At 26.9% G+C, this 16,722-nt stretch carries 20 protein-coding genes; 8 read left to right on the top strand and 12 right to left on the bottom strand.

All coding sequences use genetic code 11. The features are described 5' to 3' along the window. Positions 1–78: 78 nt before the first annotated feature. Complete coding sequence (locus K5Q11_RS02680) at positions 79–447, top strand: hypothetical protein (protein ID WP_220751136.1); 369 nt, start codon at positions 79–81, stop codon at positions 445–447. Positions 448–498: 51 nt separating this feature from the next. Here the strand turns inward: K5Q11_RS02680 and K5Q11_RS02675 are convergent, their stop codons facing one another. The 7 genes from K5Q11_RS02675 to K5Q11_RS02645 all read right to left on the bottom strand — a co-directional run bounded on the left by K5Q11_RS02675 (position 499) and on the right by K5Q11_RS02645 (position 8,468). Next, a complete protein-coding gene (locus K5Q11_RS02675; protein WP_220751135.1) occupies positions 499–1,065 on the bottom strand; it encodes a helix-turn-helix domain-containing protein in 567 nt (188 codons plus the stop codon). Positions 1,066–1,187: 122 nt separating this feature from the next. Further along, positions 1,188–2,009, bottom strand: a complete 822-nt coding sequence (locus tag K5Q11_RS02670) for a hypothetical protein (RefSeq protein ID WP_220751134.1) — start codon at positions 2,007–2,009, stop codon at positions 1,188–1,190. 18 nt (positions 2,010–2,027) lie between these two features. Then, positions 2,028–5,288: a BspA family leucine-rich repeat surface protein gene (locus K5Q11_RS02665; protein WP_220751133.1), complete on the bottom strand. Its 3,261-nt coding sequence runs from the start codon at positions 5,286–5,288 to the stop codon at positions 2,028–2,030. Between the two features lie 381 nt (positions 5,289–5,669). Continuing rightward, the gene (locus tag K5Q11_RS02660; protein ID WP_220751132.1) at positions 5,670–6,248 is read right to left on the bottom strand and encodes a helix-turn-helix domain-containing protein; all 579 of its coding nucleotides are present in this window, start codon (positions 6,246–6,248) and stop codon (positions 5,670–5,672) included. A 15-nt stretch (positions 6,249–6,263) separates the two neighbouring features. Further along, a complete protein-coding gene (locus K5Q11_RS02655) occupies positions 6,264–6,569 on the bottom strand; it encodes a hypothetical protein (protein WP_220751131.1) in 306 nt (101 codons plus the stop codon). Positions 6,570–6,766: 197 nt separating this feature from the next. Further along, positions 6,767–7,423 (bottom strand): hypothetical protein, encoded by a 657-nt coding sequence (locus tag K5Q11_RS02650; protein ID WP_220728517.1) that lies wholly within the window; start codon positions 7,421–7,423, stop codon positions 6,767–6,769. Between the two features lie 79 nt (positions 7,424–7,502). Further along, positions 7,503–8,468 carry an SEC10/PgrA surface exclusion domain-containing protein gene (locus K5Q11_RS02645; RefSeq protein ID WP_220728516.1) on the bottom strand — a complete coding sequence of 322 codons (966 nt, stop codon included), beginning with the start codon at positions 8,466–8,468 and terminating at the stop codon, positions 7,503–7,505. Between the two features lie 151 nt (positions 8,469–8,619). Between K5Q11_RS02645 and K5Q11_RS02640 the strand changes: the two genes are divergently transcribed. Then, on the top strand, positions 8,620–9,084 hold the full coding sequence (locus tag K5Q11_RS02640) for a hypothetical protein (protein WP_220751130.1): 465 nt from the start codon (positions 8,620–8,622) through the stop codon (positions 9,082–9,084). Between the two features lie 24 nt (positions 9,085–9,108). After that, positions 9,109–9,594, top strand: a complete 486-nt coding sequence (locus tag K5Q11_RS02635) for a hypothetical protein (protein ID WP_220751129.1) — start codon at positions 9,109–9,111, stop codon at positions 9,592–9,594. 43 nt (positions 9,595–9,637) lie between these two features. On the opposite strand, the gene K5Q11_RS02630 is transcribed toward K5Q11_RS02635, so the two are convergent. Then, the gene (locus K5Q11_RS02630; RefSeq protein WP_220751128.1) at positions 9,638–9,973 is read right to left on the bottom strand and encodes a hypothetical protein; all 336 of its coding nucleotides are present in this window, start codon (positions 9,971–9,973) and stop codon (positions 9,638–9,640) included. Positions 9,974–10,089: 116 nt separating this feature from the next. Between K5Q11_RS02630 and K5Q11_RS02625 the strand changes: the two genes are divergently transcribed. Next, positions 10,090–10,677, top strand: coding sequence for a hypothetical protein (locus K5Q11_RS02625; RefSeq protein WP_220728513.1), 588 nt, complete (start codon positions 10,090–10,092; stop codon positions 10,675–10,677). Between the two features lie 557 nt (positions 10,678–11,234). Here K5Q11_RS02625 and K5Q11_RS02620 read toward each other — a convergent pair. Next, on the bottom strand, positions 11,235–11,732 hold the full coding sequence (locus K5Q11_RS02620) for a hypothetical protein (protein ID WP_220751127.1): 498 nt from the start codon (positions 11,730–11,732) through the stop codon (positions 11,235–11,237). A 175-nt stretch (positions 11,733–11,907) separates the two neighbouring features. Between K5Q11_RS02620 and K5Q11_RS02615 the strand changes: the two genes are divergently transcribed. The 3 genes from K5Q11_RS02615 to K5Q11_RS02605 all read left to right on the top strand — a co-directional run bounded on the left by K5Q11_RS02615 (position 11,908) and on the right by K5Q11_RS02605 (position 13,930). Then, positions 11,908–12,312, top strand: coding sequence for a hypothetical protein (locus K5Q11_RS02615; RefSeq protein ID WP_220751126.1), 405 nt, complete (start codon positions 11,908–11,910; stop codon positions 12,310–12,312). A gap of 237 nt (positions 12,313–12,549) precedes the next feature. After that, the gene (locus tag K5Q11_RS02610) at positions 12,550–12,930 is read left to right on the top strand and encodes a GNAT family N-acetyltransferase (protein ID WP_220751162.1); all 381 of its coding nucleotides are present in this window, start codon (positions 12,550–12,552) and stop codon (positions 12,928–12,930) included. Between the two features lie 493 nt (positions 12,931–13,423). Continuing rightward, positions 13,424–13,930, top strand: coding sequence for an ion channel (locus tag K5Q11_RS02605; protein WP_308442857.1), 507 nt, complete (start codon positions 13,424–13,426; stop codon positions 13,928–13,930). A gap of 80 nt (positions 13,931–14,010) precedes the next feature. Here K5Q11_RS02605 and K5Q11_RS02600 read toward each other — a convergent pair whose 3' ends face one another. The 3 genes from K5Q11_RS02600 to K5Q11_RS02590 form a co-directional block, all read right to left on the bottom strand. After that, positions 14,011–14,184, bottom strand: a complete 174-nt coding sequence (locus K5Q11_RS02600) for a glycine zipper domain-containing protein (RefSeq protein ID WP_220728507.1) — start codon at positions 14,182–14,184, stop codon at positions 14,011–14,013. A 436-nt stretch (positions 14,185–14,620) separates the two neighbouring features. Next, positions 14,621–15,016 (bottom strand): type II toxin-antitoxin system HicB family antitoxin, encoded by a 396-nt coding sequence (locus K5Q11_RS02595; protein WP_220751125.1) that lies wholly within the window; start codon positions 15,014–15,016, stop codon positions 14,621–14,623. 1,161 nt (positions 15,017–16,177) lie between these two features. Then, positions 16,178–16,396, bottom strand: coding sequence for a hypothetical protein (locus K5Q11_RS02590; RefSeq protein ID WP_220751124.1), 219 nt, complete (start codon positions 16,394–16,396; stop codon positions 16,178–16,180). 5 nt (positions 16,397–16,401) lie between these two features. Between K5Q11_RS02590 and K5Q11_RS07565 the strand changes: the two genes are divergently transcribed. Then, positions 16,402–16,647, top strand: a complete 246-nt coding sequence (locus K5Q11_RS07565; RefSeq protein WP_220751161.1) for a CPBP family glutamic-type intramembrane protease — start codon at positions 16,402–16,404, stop codon at positions 16,645–16,647. The last annotated feature ends 75 nt before the right edge of the window (positions 16,648–16,722 follow it).

Raw genomic sequence — 16,722 nt, 5'->3', positions numbered from 1 at the left:
AGTTTGGATTAGACTAAAGCATCAAAGGGATGTGATATCATCACAGTAATTATCAGTGGCTTCGTTATTATATTAATAATGTTCGTTATTTTAATTAAAACTCAACATAAGCTGTTTTTCTTAACTATTTTTGCTTTCATTATCAGCTATGTAATCTTCATAAATGTATTTTGGCCATCAATGACCATTAATGCTCAACTGCATAATATTTTATATTCCAACTCCACAACTATTAACAAATATTGCAATGCCCACACAGCAAAGTATCTTTTAAAAAATAGACATCAGCGATTACAAAAAATGACTGATAATCAAGGGAGCGGCGATATTTGTTACTATTGCGGTCAATTTGGTCATCAATCAGTTGGTATCTATGGAATTATTAATGATAAAGGTTTAAATGCTTTATTACCGCAATATAAAATAACTAACATAAAAATATACTAAATCTACATTGTATACATTGTAAATTTTATATACTAAAAAAAGAGCTTCTTATTAAGAAGCTCTTTTTTTGATTAAATATTGTAATAATGCCCCTAACACCACTATTAATTCTAAAAATAGCATTGCGCTTCTAACATAATTTTGATGCATAACATCTTCACATATCATAAACATTAATAACGAAGTAAACAACAATAAGACCATTAAGGTAGATAACAAAATCGCCTTTTTATGATAAATCTTAATATTATTTTCATGAATAATATTTTTAAAATTGCTTACTCGATTTAAACTCAATGCAGTTAATACATATGTAATAGTAATTAAGGAAGCTTTAGCATACCAACTGAGGAAGATGAATAAAGTAATCAATAAAAAGAAAAATACCCACAAACGAATTGCTTTATTTACTTTGGTATTAAGTTCATCATGTTCTATAATATCGCTTAGGTTAATTTGATAGTAACGACATAATTTATACAATAAGTTCAGATTAGTATTAGTTGCATAATTATTTTCTAACCGTGTGATTGTTTGAGATGAACATTGCACAGCTTTAGCAGCTTCTGTAATTTTAATATTTTTAGACATTCGGATAAGCCGTAATTTATCATTCATTAATTTGATCAAATAAACCCACTCCGCTATATGAATTTGTTAAATTAAAGATAACACATTAACGATAATTTATAAATAAAAATAGGATAACTAAATTATAATGCTTTAGCTATCCTATCTATTTATTTATGAATGTAAAATAAAACTATTCTTCCATACAGCGCACTTGATGGTGGGTAAGCATAAATGCCAACCTTGTTGTTAGCAATATTTAAGAACTTAGCTTGATTATGAACTAGTCTTTTAAAATAATTCAAATAATTTAATGAATGAAGATTTAATAATTTAAATTGATAATTACAATAAGCGTTACTATTAGAATCAATTATTCTATAAGAATAGTTATCGGAACCAACATTAGTACAAATAGCATTTTGATAATTTTCAGATAATGTATCATTTCCTGTATCACCATCTACAAAATGTCTAGCTATTATATATGCTCCATTCTGCAAGTTAGAATCATATTTATAATTGTTTGAATTTAGCATTTTTTTGTACATATTAGACATACTATTTTGAAATATAGTTCCATAGTTTAAAACCCATGCGCTACATACCATATTAATATTTTTATTTAATCTATAGAAAACATAATATCTCTTATCAATTTTATTATAAACTTTTTCCATTTCGTTAGTATTATATGGAATTCCAAACAAATATTTAGAATTGTTACCATAATAAAATCTAGTTTTAAAATCTTGTGAATAAAAAGAATCAGTATCAGTTAAATATAAATTTGTAAGTGGTATTTTTTTTCTCCAAACAAGTTTATATTTATTTTTTCTAAGATTAGAGTTATCAATACTTATCCCATACCTGTACATTGTTTCATTTTTAAAACTATTCAAATGATTTTTATTAGCAATCGATGCATAAACATTTAAATCTAAAAACAATAAAGCAATAATAAAAACGAACAAAGTTCTTATAATTTTCAAATAATCACTTCTTAGAAACTATATTTTCTTAATTAATAATCGATTTGCTGGAATGTATTCACCATTACTCAATTGAACACAATAAGATGAGTTAATTTCTAGTATAGATAAAACATCTAATACTGTATCTGAAGCATAAAATGACATTTTATTTTCTAATCTAGGATTACTGTAGCTATAAATACCATCCTTAGCTATAACTTGAATCTTTCTCACATAATCAGTAGGCAAATAGTACAATGGAGAAAGTAAGCCAGATTCACCAGAAACATATCCTTGACTGCCAGTCATTATGTCTCCATTATAATCAATTCTAGTAACTTTATAACGCTTATTACCAAAGCTATCGTAAGCAACATCATTAACTTTGAAAAGAGGGTAACCTGTTATTTCATAGTTACTAAAACTTGTTAATGTATTAGCTGGAGAAAAATCAGTAGAATTATACATTTTAAGAGATTTAGAAGCAAAAACTTTCATGTTAATAAGAGAGTCTTTATTTATAAAGTTATTCAATCCACTATTTAATTCTACAGAATTATTATTAACTACTGATCTATGTTGACCGTATATATTTTTCTTTTCGTTATTCAACAAAGTTCTTATATCTTCAGCATTCTTACATTTCTCAACAATATCATGAAATCCATTAGCTAAACGGTTAAGAACACTAGATTGATTTTGTTTGTCCAAATCAGATATCATAGTATCTTCGTTAATTTCATTTCTAACAGTCTGTACATACTCATTCAACTTACTTATGGCATCAGATTTTTGCTCATTAAGTGGTTTTCCCATAGTATGACCGTCACCAATGGAAAGTTGACCGTTAGCAGATATACCATGAATTTCCTCTGGCGTTTTGGAACTACTGATATTTTCAAAAATAGATTCCGACATTTTTTTAACTTTTATACATTGTTTCTTCTTTTCATCATTAGTAAGAGTAATATCTTCATTAATGATTTTGCTAACATTACTTAATGCTTGCTCTATACCGTATCTAGCTTCTTTTTGTTGTTCAACAAAACTCTTTCCTGATTTATGCTGATTTCTTATCAAAACCTGAAAGTCAGAAACAACTTTATTTATATCTTCTGGAGTTTCTGACTCATTTAATAGGTTATTAAATGATTTTAGAACTTTGTTAACCTGATCAAATTGCATTTGTTTTTCAATATTAGTTAAAGTCATATCACTATTAATTTCATAGCTAACACTTTTTACTGCTCTATTTATAAAACTTTCTGCATTTGATTTTTGATCACTTATACTTTCACCAGGTTCATGTTGATTATTTATAGTAACTTTACCTAGTTCACAAAGTTTATTTATTTCATCAGTTGTAAAAACATTATAAATTTTACTTATATATGAATTTAAAGTTATATCTACAGACTCATATTGTTGCTGCTTTTCTATACTAGTTAATGTTGTATCTTCTTTTATTATTTCCTTAACTTTAGCAGACTCTTTGTTTAAAATTTGTATAGAATCATTCTGTTTTTCTTTTGTAGATGGAACTACGTTGAATATTACTGTCTTTTTGAATATTTGTTCAAGATTACCATCATCACCTGCACCATTAGAGTAATCAGAGAAAGAATAAGTAACATTATATTTACCAACGTTGCTAGTATCTACAGAACCTGATATATTCATTTCTCTAGTACTAACCGAAGAACCATCACTTCTGTAAGCATTGATAATTCCGTAGTCTAAACTCCATGAGCTTCCCTTTTCCAAAGTAACTTCTGGATAAACATTAAAAATTGTCCTATTAATTGGAAATTTAATATAAGTATCAGACATTGTATTGCCATCATATCCATAAGCAAGAGATTTACCAGTATAAATTCTCTCTCCCTTAGGATTTTCTCTAGTTCCACCATTAATGGCTATCCAAAAATGATTAGAAGAGTTTTCAAATCCAGCCGTTAGAAGACCATTCTGTTCTGAACTGACAATAAATTTAAAATCACTTCCTAAAGTTATTTGATTTATACTTCTGAGACCATTCAACATATTTAGCATATTGGCATCTGAACCATTTATTCTAAACCCGGATAAATCAAGAGACTCAAGTGAAGAGGCATCTGCAAACATATTTTCTACATTACAATTTTTTACGGACCAACCCTTTAAATTTAAATTTCTTAGCCCAGTACCATAAAACATAGAATAAGCATTTCTTAAATTACTTACGTTCCATTGAGATAAGTCCATTGAATCTAAGTTTTTAGTAAAACTAAACATTTCAGACATATCTACGACATTCATTGTATTAAATGAAGAAACTCCTGGATCATTGTAAATAGATTTAGATTTATTAAACATCTTAGACATGTTAGTTACTCTGGATGTATCAAAACCTGACACATCTAAGCTAAGTAAGTTATTTGTTTCATTAAACATACCAGACATATCGCTAACTAGAGAGGTTGAAAAATTGGATACATTAATACTTTTAAGCTTTGTATCACCATCGAACATTGACTTCATATTTAATACACTAGAAGTATTAAAATTAGATAAATCCAAGCTCATAAGTTGATCATTATCACTAAACATATATGACATATTAGTTACATTAGAAGTATCAAAATTCGAAATATCAATTTCGCTAAAATTAGTACCATGAAACATACCAGACATGTTTTTTACGTTGTATGTGTTAAAATTAGATAAATCGATTTTGTCCAATTTTTTTGCATTCTTAAACATATCAGACATATTTTCTACAAATGATGTATCCCAATTCAAAATATCTATATTCGATAAATTAAAACAGTCTTTAAAAATTCCGCTTAAGTTTTTAACGTTTGAAGTACTCCAATCAGAAGTACCTTTAACACTGGATAACTTATGATCACCAGAAAACATGTAACTTAAATCTTCGACATCAGATATATCTAATAATTCTAAATTTTCTATTTCAGTCAAATTAGGCAAATTAGAAAAAATTCCAACAGATATGCTAGAAAATTTAATAGGACCATCGAAAACAATCCTCTTTATGTAGTTTCTACCACTCCAAGGTGTAATGTTTTTAAGATTGTTTAAATTATCAGTTTTTAACTGTACGTTTTTAAAATTACCTTCTGAAAAATGAAGAGTTCCTTCTTCATCAACGTGCCATGAACTAGTTCCAAAAAAACCACTAGTTGCACCCAATTCAACAACATCGGCAGAAGCAAAGCCTTTTTTGTTTAGGTTTTTTTCAGGTTCTTCTTGTGAAACTTTTTTTAAATCCAAATCTGAAAAATCGTTATTTTTCATAAATTCTCCTCCTCAATTATAAAAATGTTATTTTATAATAATCAATAAGGGCATATTCCTCGTATACTCATAGTTACATTTTAACAATAAAACTTCATTATTACTACTGTTACGGATATTAATTTATAAACTATAAAAAAATTTAAAAACATGCTTTATTGATAGTTAATTATATTATTATAAAAACATTAAAAATTAATTAACTACGCTACAAAAACAATAAATGTAGATGAAAAACTAAATTAAAAATATAATTTCCCAACAAATAAATCTACATTCAATAAATATATTTATTGAATGTAGATTTATTTTTATTAAAAGTCAAAAGTATCAGAAAAGTAAATATTTAAATAATAACTATTCTTTATTAATTTATGATTTTTAAAATTTAATTTTCATTTTTTTATAACTAAAATTCCATAAAAATAACATTAAAACTAATAAAATTAAAAATATAATCGTGAAATAAGGTCTAATTACAAATGCTTGATATAAACGAAATACAGATAAGCTTAAAAATATAATCAGAAGTATACCAATGATAATTCTACTAAAAACTTTACCTAGTTTACGTTGAATTGGGTTATCAATCTTATATTTTTTACTAATTTCCAAGAAAAACATTACATAGTTAAAGCAACCAATAGCATAAAAGAATTCTAACCAGTTATATAATGGATCATCCATAATCAGAATTATTGTCATAAGTATTAGCCCTAAGAAATTCACCCAAAATAAATTATCCGTTTTTTTAACTAAAGTATCATGTTGATAAAAATCACCTAACGAAACTTTATAATAACTAGTTAGTTTCAAAACATCTACAAATTGTGGATCAATATATCCTTTTTCAATTTTTTCAATTCTTTTACTAGAAATCTTCAATGCCTTAGCCACATCTGCGATTTCAATGCCTTTTTCTGAACGAATTTTATTAAGTTTTCGACCTAACGAGTTCAAAACATTTCCCTCACATTATACTGATTTATTTTTACTAAAAATATCATTAGTATATAACACTGCTGCAATGACTCTAATCAACCAAGCACATACCGTAATCAAAAGCATCAGTGATCCAACAAGTTGATTATTTGGATATACCGTATCGATTGTAGATCCGTTGTTGTTCAGATCTTTCCAAAAAATATAAGCAAACATTACCGCTGTCGTAACTGAGATAATAAAATGAATGGCGCTACCGATAATAGCTAAATAAGTGGCCGTTTTAGATTGAACAACTCGACGTGCCAAAATTAATGCGCTTAGAATAAGCACAATCAAGTCTATAATACCTATCAAGTTTAATAAAGTCCCAATCCCTGGAATACAACTCAATATTAAAAAGACATAATTAACAATAACTAGTTTGGGTGTCTTTCTGTAATCATCTGTTTGCATAATGCATAACCGCTTCCCCTTTAATTTATTGCCTCGATTATAACATTAAAAAAAGAAGCAGTGATATCACTGCTTCTTTTTTAATGAACTAAAGCTTTGTATTTAGCATTAGCAACACTTAAATTGTACTTGGCTTTATCTAGTTTTGATTTGTTGCTTTGAGAATGATGAGCTGAGTATTTCTTCTTTGCATTCATATATACTGAACGAGCATGATTTAAAGATTGTTTAGATGCATGAACGTGACTTTTGGCTGGAGCAATACCAGCATACTTATTACTCCAATCTACAATAGCAGCAGCCAAATCTTTTGATAATGATTCAAAATCTTGAACATTAGAATTATTGTAATCATTTTTCAACACTTTTTGAGTGCTACTATCAAATCTACTATAAAAATGATGATACAAGTATTTAACGGCATCGTAACTATGTGAACCACCATTATAAATTTCATAATCTTGTAAAAATTCTGAGAATGATGTATATCCCCTGTAAGCATTTAATCCGCTAGTTTTCATATAATTTATATCAGATATTCCATAGGCAACACTGTTGGATTTTTCAACAGCAATCATGCCGGCGTTAATATCATTATAAAATTGTTTAGCACTTATTTTCTTATTTACAGCGGCTTTAGCAATTACGCTCTCATTTAAGGATGGCAATACTTGGCTAAATCCCATTCCTAACATTAATCCACAAGAAACAATGGTTAAGCTTTTTTTGATTCTCATTAAAAGTCCTCCTATAAAATCATATGTAATTACTTAATAAGTATACACCTAATTTATATAATTATTTATTTATTTTTAATTAATCGTAGTCATCATAACTATTTTGATACCCCTGTGTATAAGAGTATGGAATAGTTTCGAAATGAATTTGCTTTAAGTCATCAATTGCAACACTAAAATGTTCAAATTGCTCGTTTAATTCGTCACTAGAAAGAAGATTTTCAGCATGTCCCCAATTAGAATCAGCATCATCAAATAACATAGCACAAATAGCTTCGTAAATATTTTGCTTAATGTTAGCCATTGTTGTGTTAGTAGTTAATTCAGAAGTGGCTGCATCTTCATAATATTGTTGATCATCAACGGTACTGTAGTTATCTGAATATAATAGCCCGTAGTTCTTGGCAACTTCATTAATGGCTTTGACATCATGACCGTTTTTAGACATAATGCTCCATTTGTCTGCATTGTATTTTTGTATAATATCATTAGCCATGTTCATGGCTTGGTCATCAACACTCAAATCAGCTGTATAACTAACGTTGTTGGATAATTTATGCCTTACCGAATTAATTAAATCAGCTGCATATTTAGACATTTCATATTGTTGAGCTTTAGTAACGTTGTTTAGATTAACTTTTTCTTTTAAATCATTAGTATTAGGACTGAACTTATTGATTTTATAACTCATTTGAGTAAATGCATTGTTAAAATTATTCTGCATAACTATTTTGCCATCTTGAAAGTAAAATGGAAATCCAGTTGGAATATTAATAGTATCCGATGCATTTTCAGTTGCTATAGGTTTTGAACCATAACCAAAACTAGAATTATCATTATATCTCATTGATCCAGCAGGCAAACTATTGTGTTGATTTTTGGTATGTATCACTACATGTTGTTTTTTATGCTTGGCATGATGACGTTTAGTAATTGTGACATGCTTAGTTAAATGTTTATGCGTATGAGCTTGTGCGTTCAAAGGTAACAATGAAACTGAAAACAATGAACTAATTAAGGCTCCATAAATAATATGTTTCTTCAAAAAATCACTCCTTAAAGTTATGCACATATAATAACACTTTTATGTAAATTAGAAAATTACGATATGGATTTACTTATAATCATAAAACAAAAATTATGTTGTGGTGATTATTATTTTATGTTAAAACAATTAACAAGGAGGAGTTCTTATAATGAAAAAAATTAAACAAAGCTTAGTTGTTATTTTTATGGCAATTACCATGATTTTTATTGGTGGTAGTGTTGTTAGTGCCAATAGTAGTTGGCATCATGGCGTACCAAACGTATTGAGAAATAAAACTTATTACTCTAGCAAGAATCCACAAAAATGTAATAAAACATTCCATTTTATCGAATTTACAGATAATAAATGTACGATAGACAGTATGTTCCATAACGGTGGAAACCATCCACTATTTTACAAAGTACAATATCAAAAAATAGGTAATAAATACTTATTACGAACTAAAACTTCAGTTGATAAAGTCGCTGATATTAAGATTAGTCTTAAGGGCAACAGCATCATCAAAACTCAAAAAATGAATAAAAAAGCATATTTTAGAATTGGTGATAAAAAAGGGTTAATGTATCAAAATGGTATTAAAGTAAGAAAACTACAAAAATCATTTGGTTGGTAATACCAATAATATAAAGGAGCACTTATGATAAAAAAATATATATTATCAGTGGCCGTCATTTTAGGATTGTTTTGTTTATTCAATCAAAATGCTAATGCTGCTAGTAAATGTACCGATGGTACCCCAAAAGTAATTAGAGGTTGTTGGATTACTAATAACTGGTCTAAGGATCATAAAAATAAAGCATACTACTCAGTAACTATTACCAAAAGTAGAATTACTGGCGAAGAACATGGTATTGGTATCATTAACGGCCGCAAAGTTTGTATGTCAGACCAAGCAGTTACTCAAGTTTCCAGAGCTAAATATAAAACTATTAAGAAGAATTATTTTGAAGTTATCAGTCGACAAAATTTAACCATTGCAAGTATGACTGCCTTTGTAAAATTAATTCATAAAAATGGTAAAGAATATATTTCGATTAGAAATAAGGGTGATAACCAAAAAGTGGCGTTAATGCATCGAACTAGTAAAAAATATATAGATAAATTAAATCATTATTATTTATAAAGTAAGTAAAAAAGGAACTGCATTAAATGCAGTTCTTTTTTTACTATTTAAACCAATGGGCTTTATCAGTATTGACAATATAGAAATGCGAACCGGATGCTCTATACTTTGAACTCTTAACTATCCAACCACCAGTAGACATAAAATATTGTGATACCTTGATATGCGAACCAATTTTGATGTGACCAATGTATTTAAACTTATTATTAGCTTCACAGTTAACAGCCGTTCCACGAAAAACTTTTACTGATTTAGTAGTAACTGCGGATTTATTGGCTAATTTTCGATATTCATAACCCGAAGCATTAGCATTGATATTAATTAGCATCATCGCTAATAAACACGTCAGCAAAGTTAAAACTATTTTATGATTTTTCATTATGCTTCCCCCCCTTTTTAAACAAATTATATTTATTATAACAATCATAGTTTATAAAAAAATGATTGTGTTAATATAACTTTTAATTTAACATTAAATATTAAGGAGGGAACAATATGTCAAAAATAAACTATAAGAAACTAGCTTTAGGTATTATTGCTATAATTATGTTTTTTACATATAGTGGCTCAGTAAGTCCAATACATGCTAAGAAGGCATCAAAGGTAACATTGCAAAACGGTCAGGGAAACAATTTTTCGATAGCATATAACTATAAAAAATATAAATCATATAATCGAGAAATTGCTGATAAATCAGATACTAGCAACTTATCCAATCATGAAATCTTTTTAAAGGGAATTACTTATTATAAAATGAGTGGAAAATATGGTATTAAAACTGCTGTAAATCTTAAACTACTTATGCGTAATAATGCTCAATCTGATTTTAATCAAAATATTTATTTCTTCGACACATCGCATGAAAACTATCTACTAGATTCTAAGGGGAACAAGTTACGTTTCGAATGGAAACGTAATAGTGCTTACAATAATATCGGCATTAGTGCTGAACAAGATGGTAATGTAACCTTTGTTTCTAATAAACGTTTGCCATTGAGCAATTTCAAAAACATGACTTTAAATTATTGGGTTAATGTAAACCAAATCAATGGACATAATTACTCAGCTAGAATTAAATACTAATTTAATATAAAATGATTTTAGCATTCTAAAAAAGTTGATAAAAAGCTGTATATATTAAGCATAATTATTGTTTAATATGTACAGCTTTTTTAGTCATTTATATCATTTCATTAATGCAAAAACTTAATAAAACACTTTATTTATACCAAACATAATTATGTAAAGTCCATACGAATACATTGGAAAAGAATATATAGTCGTCATGCTTGGATCATTATTCAAGGATAACGTAAGTATCAAAAATAGTATCGTTGCAATCGCAAAAATAGTCTTTACTTTCATGTTTTTAAAAACAACCATTAGTATTATGGAAAAAGCTATTAGACTAGCTGAGCTATTGATTGTAGCAATACTGATCAGCTTACTATGAGTATAATAAAAATTTTCGTCTAGCATAATAAATATAGGAAAAATACAAGTAAACATATAAAATACATTTATCATAATGATTAATGCATTTATTATTTTTGTTCTAATTTAAAAAACCTCCTACTAATTAATAAATACATGTAATAAAAAAGAGTCCTAAAAGGACTCTTTTCTATATTAATAATATTTTAAAATACTGCCATACCAGTATAACTATTAATTTGATCAACATCATAATGAGTTAAGTGAACTAAAGGTTTTTCACTTGTAAAAATACTGTATGCTTTATCATTTTCTTGTATGAATTGACCCACCAGCAAACGCATAGCAAATGATACTAAATATTTTTTACTTAATTTGTCACAATATTTTCTATTAAGTAATAATTTAGAAGGTGGAGTTAATCCCCATTTATTATCTTTAGCACGGTATGTACCCACTTTACTTTTTGACTTTTTAGAACTAACTAAATTAAAATCAACTAATTTGTTTTCACTATTTACATTCTTCATAGCTTGTTTAAAAGCACTAGCATATCTTTTATTACAATTTTTAGTCAGACTAAAGTCGAAACTTAACGGTTTCTTAGAACTGGCATTAGCTGAAGTAGATGTAAATAAGCTAAAAACTGTAACGACACTTAACGATAAAAGGACTGCAGAAAATATTTTTTTAATTTTTCCCATGAGTTCATTCTCCTCCAAAATATTATATAAGTTCGAACGTTTAATATAATAAACCTAATAATTAAATAAGTAAATGTAAAATTATTAATTATAGATATTTTTGGAAAATAAAACCTCATTAGAATTGCGTGTAAAAATAATATATAATAAACACTAAAATATTTGGAGGTGTAATATGTTTCACAAACTCAGTATTATAAAATTAGTAGTTGTTTCAATGTTTACTGCATGCTTTTTTGTATTTGTTCAAACTGGCTCGGCATCTGCCAACAATAACTATTTATCTAATAAAGAAATTGTTCATTTATTAGATAAGGCTGGCTACAGTAATGAAATTTCATATAAAGGAGCTGACAGATATAAATTAGGGATTACTGTCACGAAAAGAACAAATCAAAAAACTTTTCTTTATTCATCTCCTGGGGCAAGGGGAAGAGATAAATTCACACTAACTCCTAAAGGAAAATATGTACATATTCATGCTGTTTTGGGTTCAATGGAAGGTAATCATTTCAAGAGACATAGCCATGAATTTAGTAAATCGTTTGGTCCAGAGCATAAAGTTGTAAAAAGATTTTAATTATGTAAAAAAGCCTAAGCCACTTTGAGTGGTTTAGGTTTTTTAGATTTTTCAAATGTTAGTAAACATTTATCTATAATATTTTTCCAAATAAATTTATTTATTTGGAAATCATCAGAATAAATAAAAAATATACACAATAAGGACAAAAATATGAACTCAAAAATTTCAAGAATAACCGGCTATAAATTAAAGCATCACAAATTAATGTTAGAAGCAGACCCTTAGCTTAAGAGTATCTCAACATATTTAAAAAATTACGATGCTTATTCTTTAAAGATTAACAATCAAGACATTGGTATTATCGTGGTAATGAAGACAAATCCATTAACGATGGAAATAATGAATTTATCTATAGATGAACATTTTCGTAATAAGCACTATGGAACAAAATTGTTAAAGTTTGTAATTGATGAATTTCAGAATAAATGCAAATTTCTAGAAATATGCACTGGTTCTACAAGTTTTGAACAACTTTATTTATATCAAAAAATGGGATTTAGATGTACTACAGTTGAACGTGATTTCTTTAATAAAAAGTGCTTATATCCAAATGAAATTTTAGAAAATGGATTAATTTTAAAAGATAAAATACGATTGCAAATCATAAATTATTAAATATGCGTGTCATCATCAAATAAATATTTAACCCAATATTTTATATTTTTTCAATAAATTATACCCAAAAGAAATAATACTTATCGCACCTATATGCATAAAAGAAAAAAACAACTCCGTATTAAATACCAGCAGGTAAAGTACACTTATCAAAGTAATAAAATTAACTATTTCCTTTACTGTAAATAAAATTAGATTATCGTTCTTTAAAAATATGCAAAAGCACTGTAATAACATGAATAAAAGTATTAAAAATAGCGAGTTTACAATTCTATGTTGAATATTATTCGTGGGCATAAAATTAGCCAACGAAAAGAAAAGATAATAGGAAGTTATTAAGTTTATGTAGACAACAATTATTTTTAATATAAAATTCATTGGTTCCCTTCTAACTATAATTATTTTGTAAAATCATCACAAGTCATATAATTTACGTATGTGTGAATTGTATCATCCATTGAAACTTTTTCCAAAGAAACATATTTAATATACTATAATCCCATTTGACAGTATATTCTCTTTATTCCGAATAGTTAGAATATCAAGATTGTTTAGATTATTTAAACTTTTAAGAATCTTCAGATTTATAGGTGTCCTGGGCAAGTTCCAAAAGAATGTTAAAAAGTTTTTGAATACAAATGGATTGATTTGGACGTTATTGGCAAGCATAATTTTAATAGTAGTAGCATCTATGTTTTATTCGTTAGCGGAAAACGTCAATTTTGGTGAAGCAATCTGGTGGTCAATAACTACTACCACTACCGTAGGATATGGAGATATATCGCCTCAAACACCTTGGGGGAAATTTGCAGCCATTATATTAATGTTTACAGGTATAGGGATTATTGGAATGCTAACTAGCGCTATAACCTCATACTTTGAAAATGAAGATGATGAAAGAGAATATGATAGCATTAACAAACGGCTTGATAAAATAGATAAAGATAATCAAAAAATATTAGCAGAAATAAACTCATTAAAGCATAACGTAAACGAATAGGTACGCATTCATATCAACATATCTGAAAAATTATTATATGCTGAAACATAAGAAAAAGGACCAGTCACTCATTTGAGTTACTAGTCTTTTTTGTTTCGATTTAAACATAAACCTAATACTACACCTAATGGCAGTCCCAGAGAAACTCCAGTAGCCGGGTCTTTGAAAAGCAACCCCATTGCAGGACCAAATGTAATACCTATGCCGATTCCAATAGCTAAACCATCATTGTTTTCTCTTTTTTTATTTCCCATCAATTTTTTCTCCTAAATTATTTATAATAATATAATTGATTGATAACAAAAAGTAAAGGACTTCAATTGCAGTTAAAAGGTTTGGACTTATAAAAATTGTTTTTTTATATTAAGTATCATACAATCAGATTAAATAAGTAATGTCTTACAAATCAATAAAATAATTTTATCAAAAAATCAAGGAGTTAATTTAATATGAAAGGTTCAAAACTATTTATATACTTATTAATAATGCTTTTTGCAACAGGCTTGTTATCGGAATTTATATCATCGTATTTTTACAATTATCATTTCTATATTCATTTAGCATTTACACTTATTCAATGTATGTTGTCGATAATAATCGTAGCTAAATTTAGAAAATAGTAAAAGCACTCAAGGTGAGTGCTTTTTTGTATATATAATTTTTCATTGCATTTATCTATCTAACTAATTTTTACAAAAGCTTTTCTTCCAGTGCTTTAGTTAGTACATCAGAGAAATTAATACCCTGTTTTTTCCCTATCTCTACTAGATATTCAGGTAAAGACACATTTTTTCTAACAGTCTTAGCAGTAGATCTGCGATATTTATTTATATCAATATCTACGACCGTTATAATATCATTTTTGGCTACTTTAATATCTTTAATTGGTGTAAATTTAGGATATTCGATACAATCAATTAAGTTAATGCCAATTAAATCACGAGCCATGTATAAACTTTCCTCTACTGTTTCACCTTGAGTCCATGATCCACCGTTAATATCTGGAACTTCAACCGAATATCCGCCTTCTAATTCTGGATGCAGAATAACTGGATAAACTAAGAAGTTATCACTTTTATTAATCATTAGCTTCTCTCTCCTTAATTATTTTTAATATATATTCATCAATTGCAAATTTACAAATGAATTTTTTAACTGTAGAACGTCTAATAATGTATATTTTTTAATCCTTATTTTTCTCGTCCCAATTTTTGTTATCATTTTTGCATTATTATGACAACTCCATTCAAATCACCCTTTTAAAAACAATTATTAATGAAATAATAGATATTATGAAAGCTATAACAGAAATAATCAGTGCTAACATTTGTTTTTTCATCTAATATATTGAAGAAGTAAGATTAAGATATTTTATATACCTTAGTTTTATTGTCTAAAGCCATTTTTATTTAAAATTCTTCAAATTTTCACCTCTCTTTTATAATACTAACTCTTTTCTATAAATTTATACTTTTTTAGTTAAATAAGTTGTCTGTTTTGATATGTATATAAGATGATGTTAAAATTAAGCTAGCTTAGATAAATAATATACGCAAGAAAAGTGATGATTAAATTGATAAGTAAGAGTAAAAGACAAATTATTGATTTTTTTACAAAATATGAATGGTTTATATATCCTATATGGTGCTTATTAGCATTCTTTCTAAGTCCAATTTCAAGTATTATTTTTATATGTATAACATAGTATATAATATTATGGATTGTATATTTAAGTTCAATAAATAAAAATGATAAATTATTTTTCTTCAATTATTAAAACATTTAAATATTATTGTCACAGCGCTGAATATATTGGATGGTGATAAAATGAACAACCAATTAATAAAAAATATCCTATCACTAGTAATTACGTTCTTAGTTGTTTTCTTCTCTGTATTATTAGGTATTCAACATAATATTTCATCGATTATAATTGCTATTGCCGACATAATTATATTGTTTATTGTGGAAAATTTACTAAATATCATATTTAAAAAATAAAAAGTACCTACTAGCTATGTTAACAGCTAGATAGGTACTTTTTATTTTGATATTCAATAAGCATAAATTAATTATTATTAATAACTTGGCTTAAATACAATTATTCAGAAAATGTCAATTTGTAAATTGTGTTTTTTAAATATATTAACTTATTTTTTAACAAAGTTATGTTACCATAATGATTAATAAATGAAAGAAGGTTTGTACAACTTGAAAAAAAAACTCTATTTTTAGTATTTTGTCTTTTTACTTTTTGCAAATTATAATATCATTGTTCTTTGCTATTACATTTTCAATAGTATTCAGAGATAATGAAGCGTTATCTGTTGCATCTAGATACATCTTTTCTTTAGGTTTATTAATCTTAATTAACAAACTTTGGTTAAAACAAAAGGTAATTTTCGGAATAAACAATATTTCAATCAAAGATAAATCTTCATCATACATCTTAACCTTCATTTGCAAATACTATTACACAAATAATAGATGCAACTGCATTTGGCTGTATAGTTTCCGCAATATACATTAGAACTAAAAATATATTTTTAGTTATGTTTATACACTTTTTTACAGATTTTTCTGTGTTTATTTTAAACACTATTTTTGATAATAACTATGCATTATATACTCTAGATGTTTTATTTGTATTATTTACATTTTTACTCCTTAGATCTAAGAATAAAGTTAATGCCCTAGTTAACAATCATATAAATTAATTTAGAAAGACGGTTGCATTTTGATTGCAATTGTCTTTTTATATAAAAATAAATAGTGTAGTAGCAAAAAAATTA

Source organism: Apilactobacillus xinyiensis (assembly GCF_019656235.1).
In the GTDB taxonomy this organism is placed as follows: Bacteria; Bacillota; Bacilli; order Lactobacillales; family Lactobacillaceae; genus Apilactobacillus; species Apilactobacillus xinyiensis.
Note: the sequence above shows the minus strand (reverse complement) of the source record. Positions and strands in the feature narration are given on the sequence as shown.

Bases quoted from the DNA above. Each gene is read 5' to 3' on its own strand.
- K5Q11_RS02680 (WP_220751136.1), top strand. From the start codon at position 79: ATGTTCGTTATTTTAATTAAAACTCAACATAAGCTGTTTTTCTTAACT.
- K5Q11_RS02675 (WP_220751135.1), bottom strand. From the start codon at position 1,065: ATGAATGATAAATTACGGCTTATCCGAATGTCTAAAAATATTAAAATT.
- K5Q11_RS02665 (WP_220751133.1), bottom strand. From the start codon at position 5,288: ATGAAAAATAACGATTTTTCAGATTTGGATTTAAAAAAAGTTTCACAA.
- K5Q11_RS02650 (WP_220728517.1), bottom strand. From the start codon at position 7,423: ATGAGAATCAAAAAAAGCTTAACCATTGTTTCTTGTGGATTAATGTTA.
- K5Q11_RS02640 (WP_220751130.1), top strand. From the start codon at position 8,620: ATGAAAAAAATTAAACAAAGCTTAGTTGTTATTTTTATGGCAATTACC.
- K5Q11_RS02635 (WP_220751129.1), top strand. From the start codon at position 9,109: ATGATAAAAAAATATATATTATCAGTGGCCGTCATTTTAGGATTGTTT.
- K5Q11_RS02630 (WP_220751128.1), bottom strand. From the start codon at position 9,973: ATGAAAAATCATAAAATAGTTTTAACTTTGCTGACGTGTTTATTAGCG.
- K5Q11_RS02625 (WP_220728513.1), top strand. From the start codon at position 10,090: ATGTCAAAAATAAACTATAAGAAACTAGCTTTAGGTATTATTGCTATA.
- K5Q11_RS02620 (WP_220751127.1), bottom strand. From the start codon at position 11,732: ATGGGAAAAATTAAAAAAATATTTTCTGCAGTCCTTTTATCGTTAAGT.
- K5Q11_RS02615 (WP_220751126.1), top strand. From the start codon at position 11,908: ATGTTTCACAAACTCAGTATTATAAAATTAGTAGTTGTTTCAATGTTT.
- K5Q11_RS02600 (WP_220728507.1), bottom strand. From the start codon at position 14,184: ATGGGAAATAAAAAAAGAGAAAACAATGATGGTTTAGCTATTGGAATC.
- K5Q11_RS02595 (WP_220751125.1), bottom strand. From the start codon at position 15,016: ATGATTAATAAAAGTGATAACTTCTTAGTTTATCCAGTTATTCTGCAT.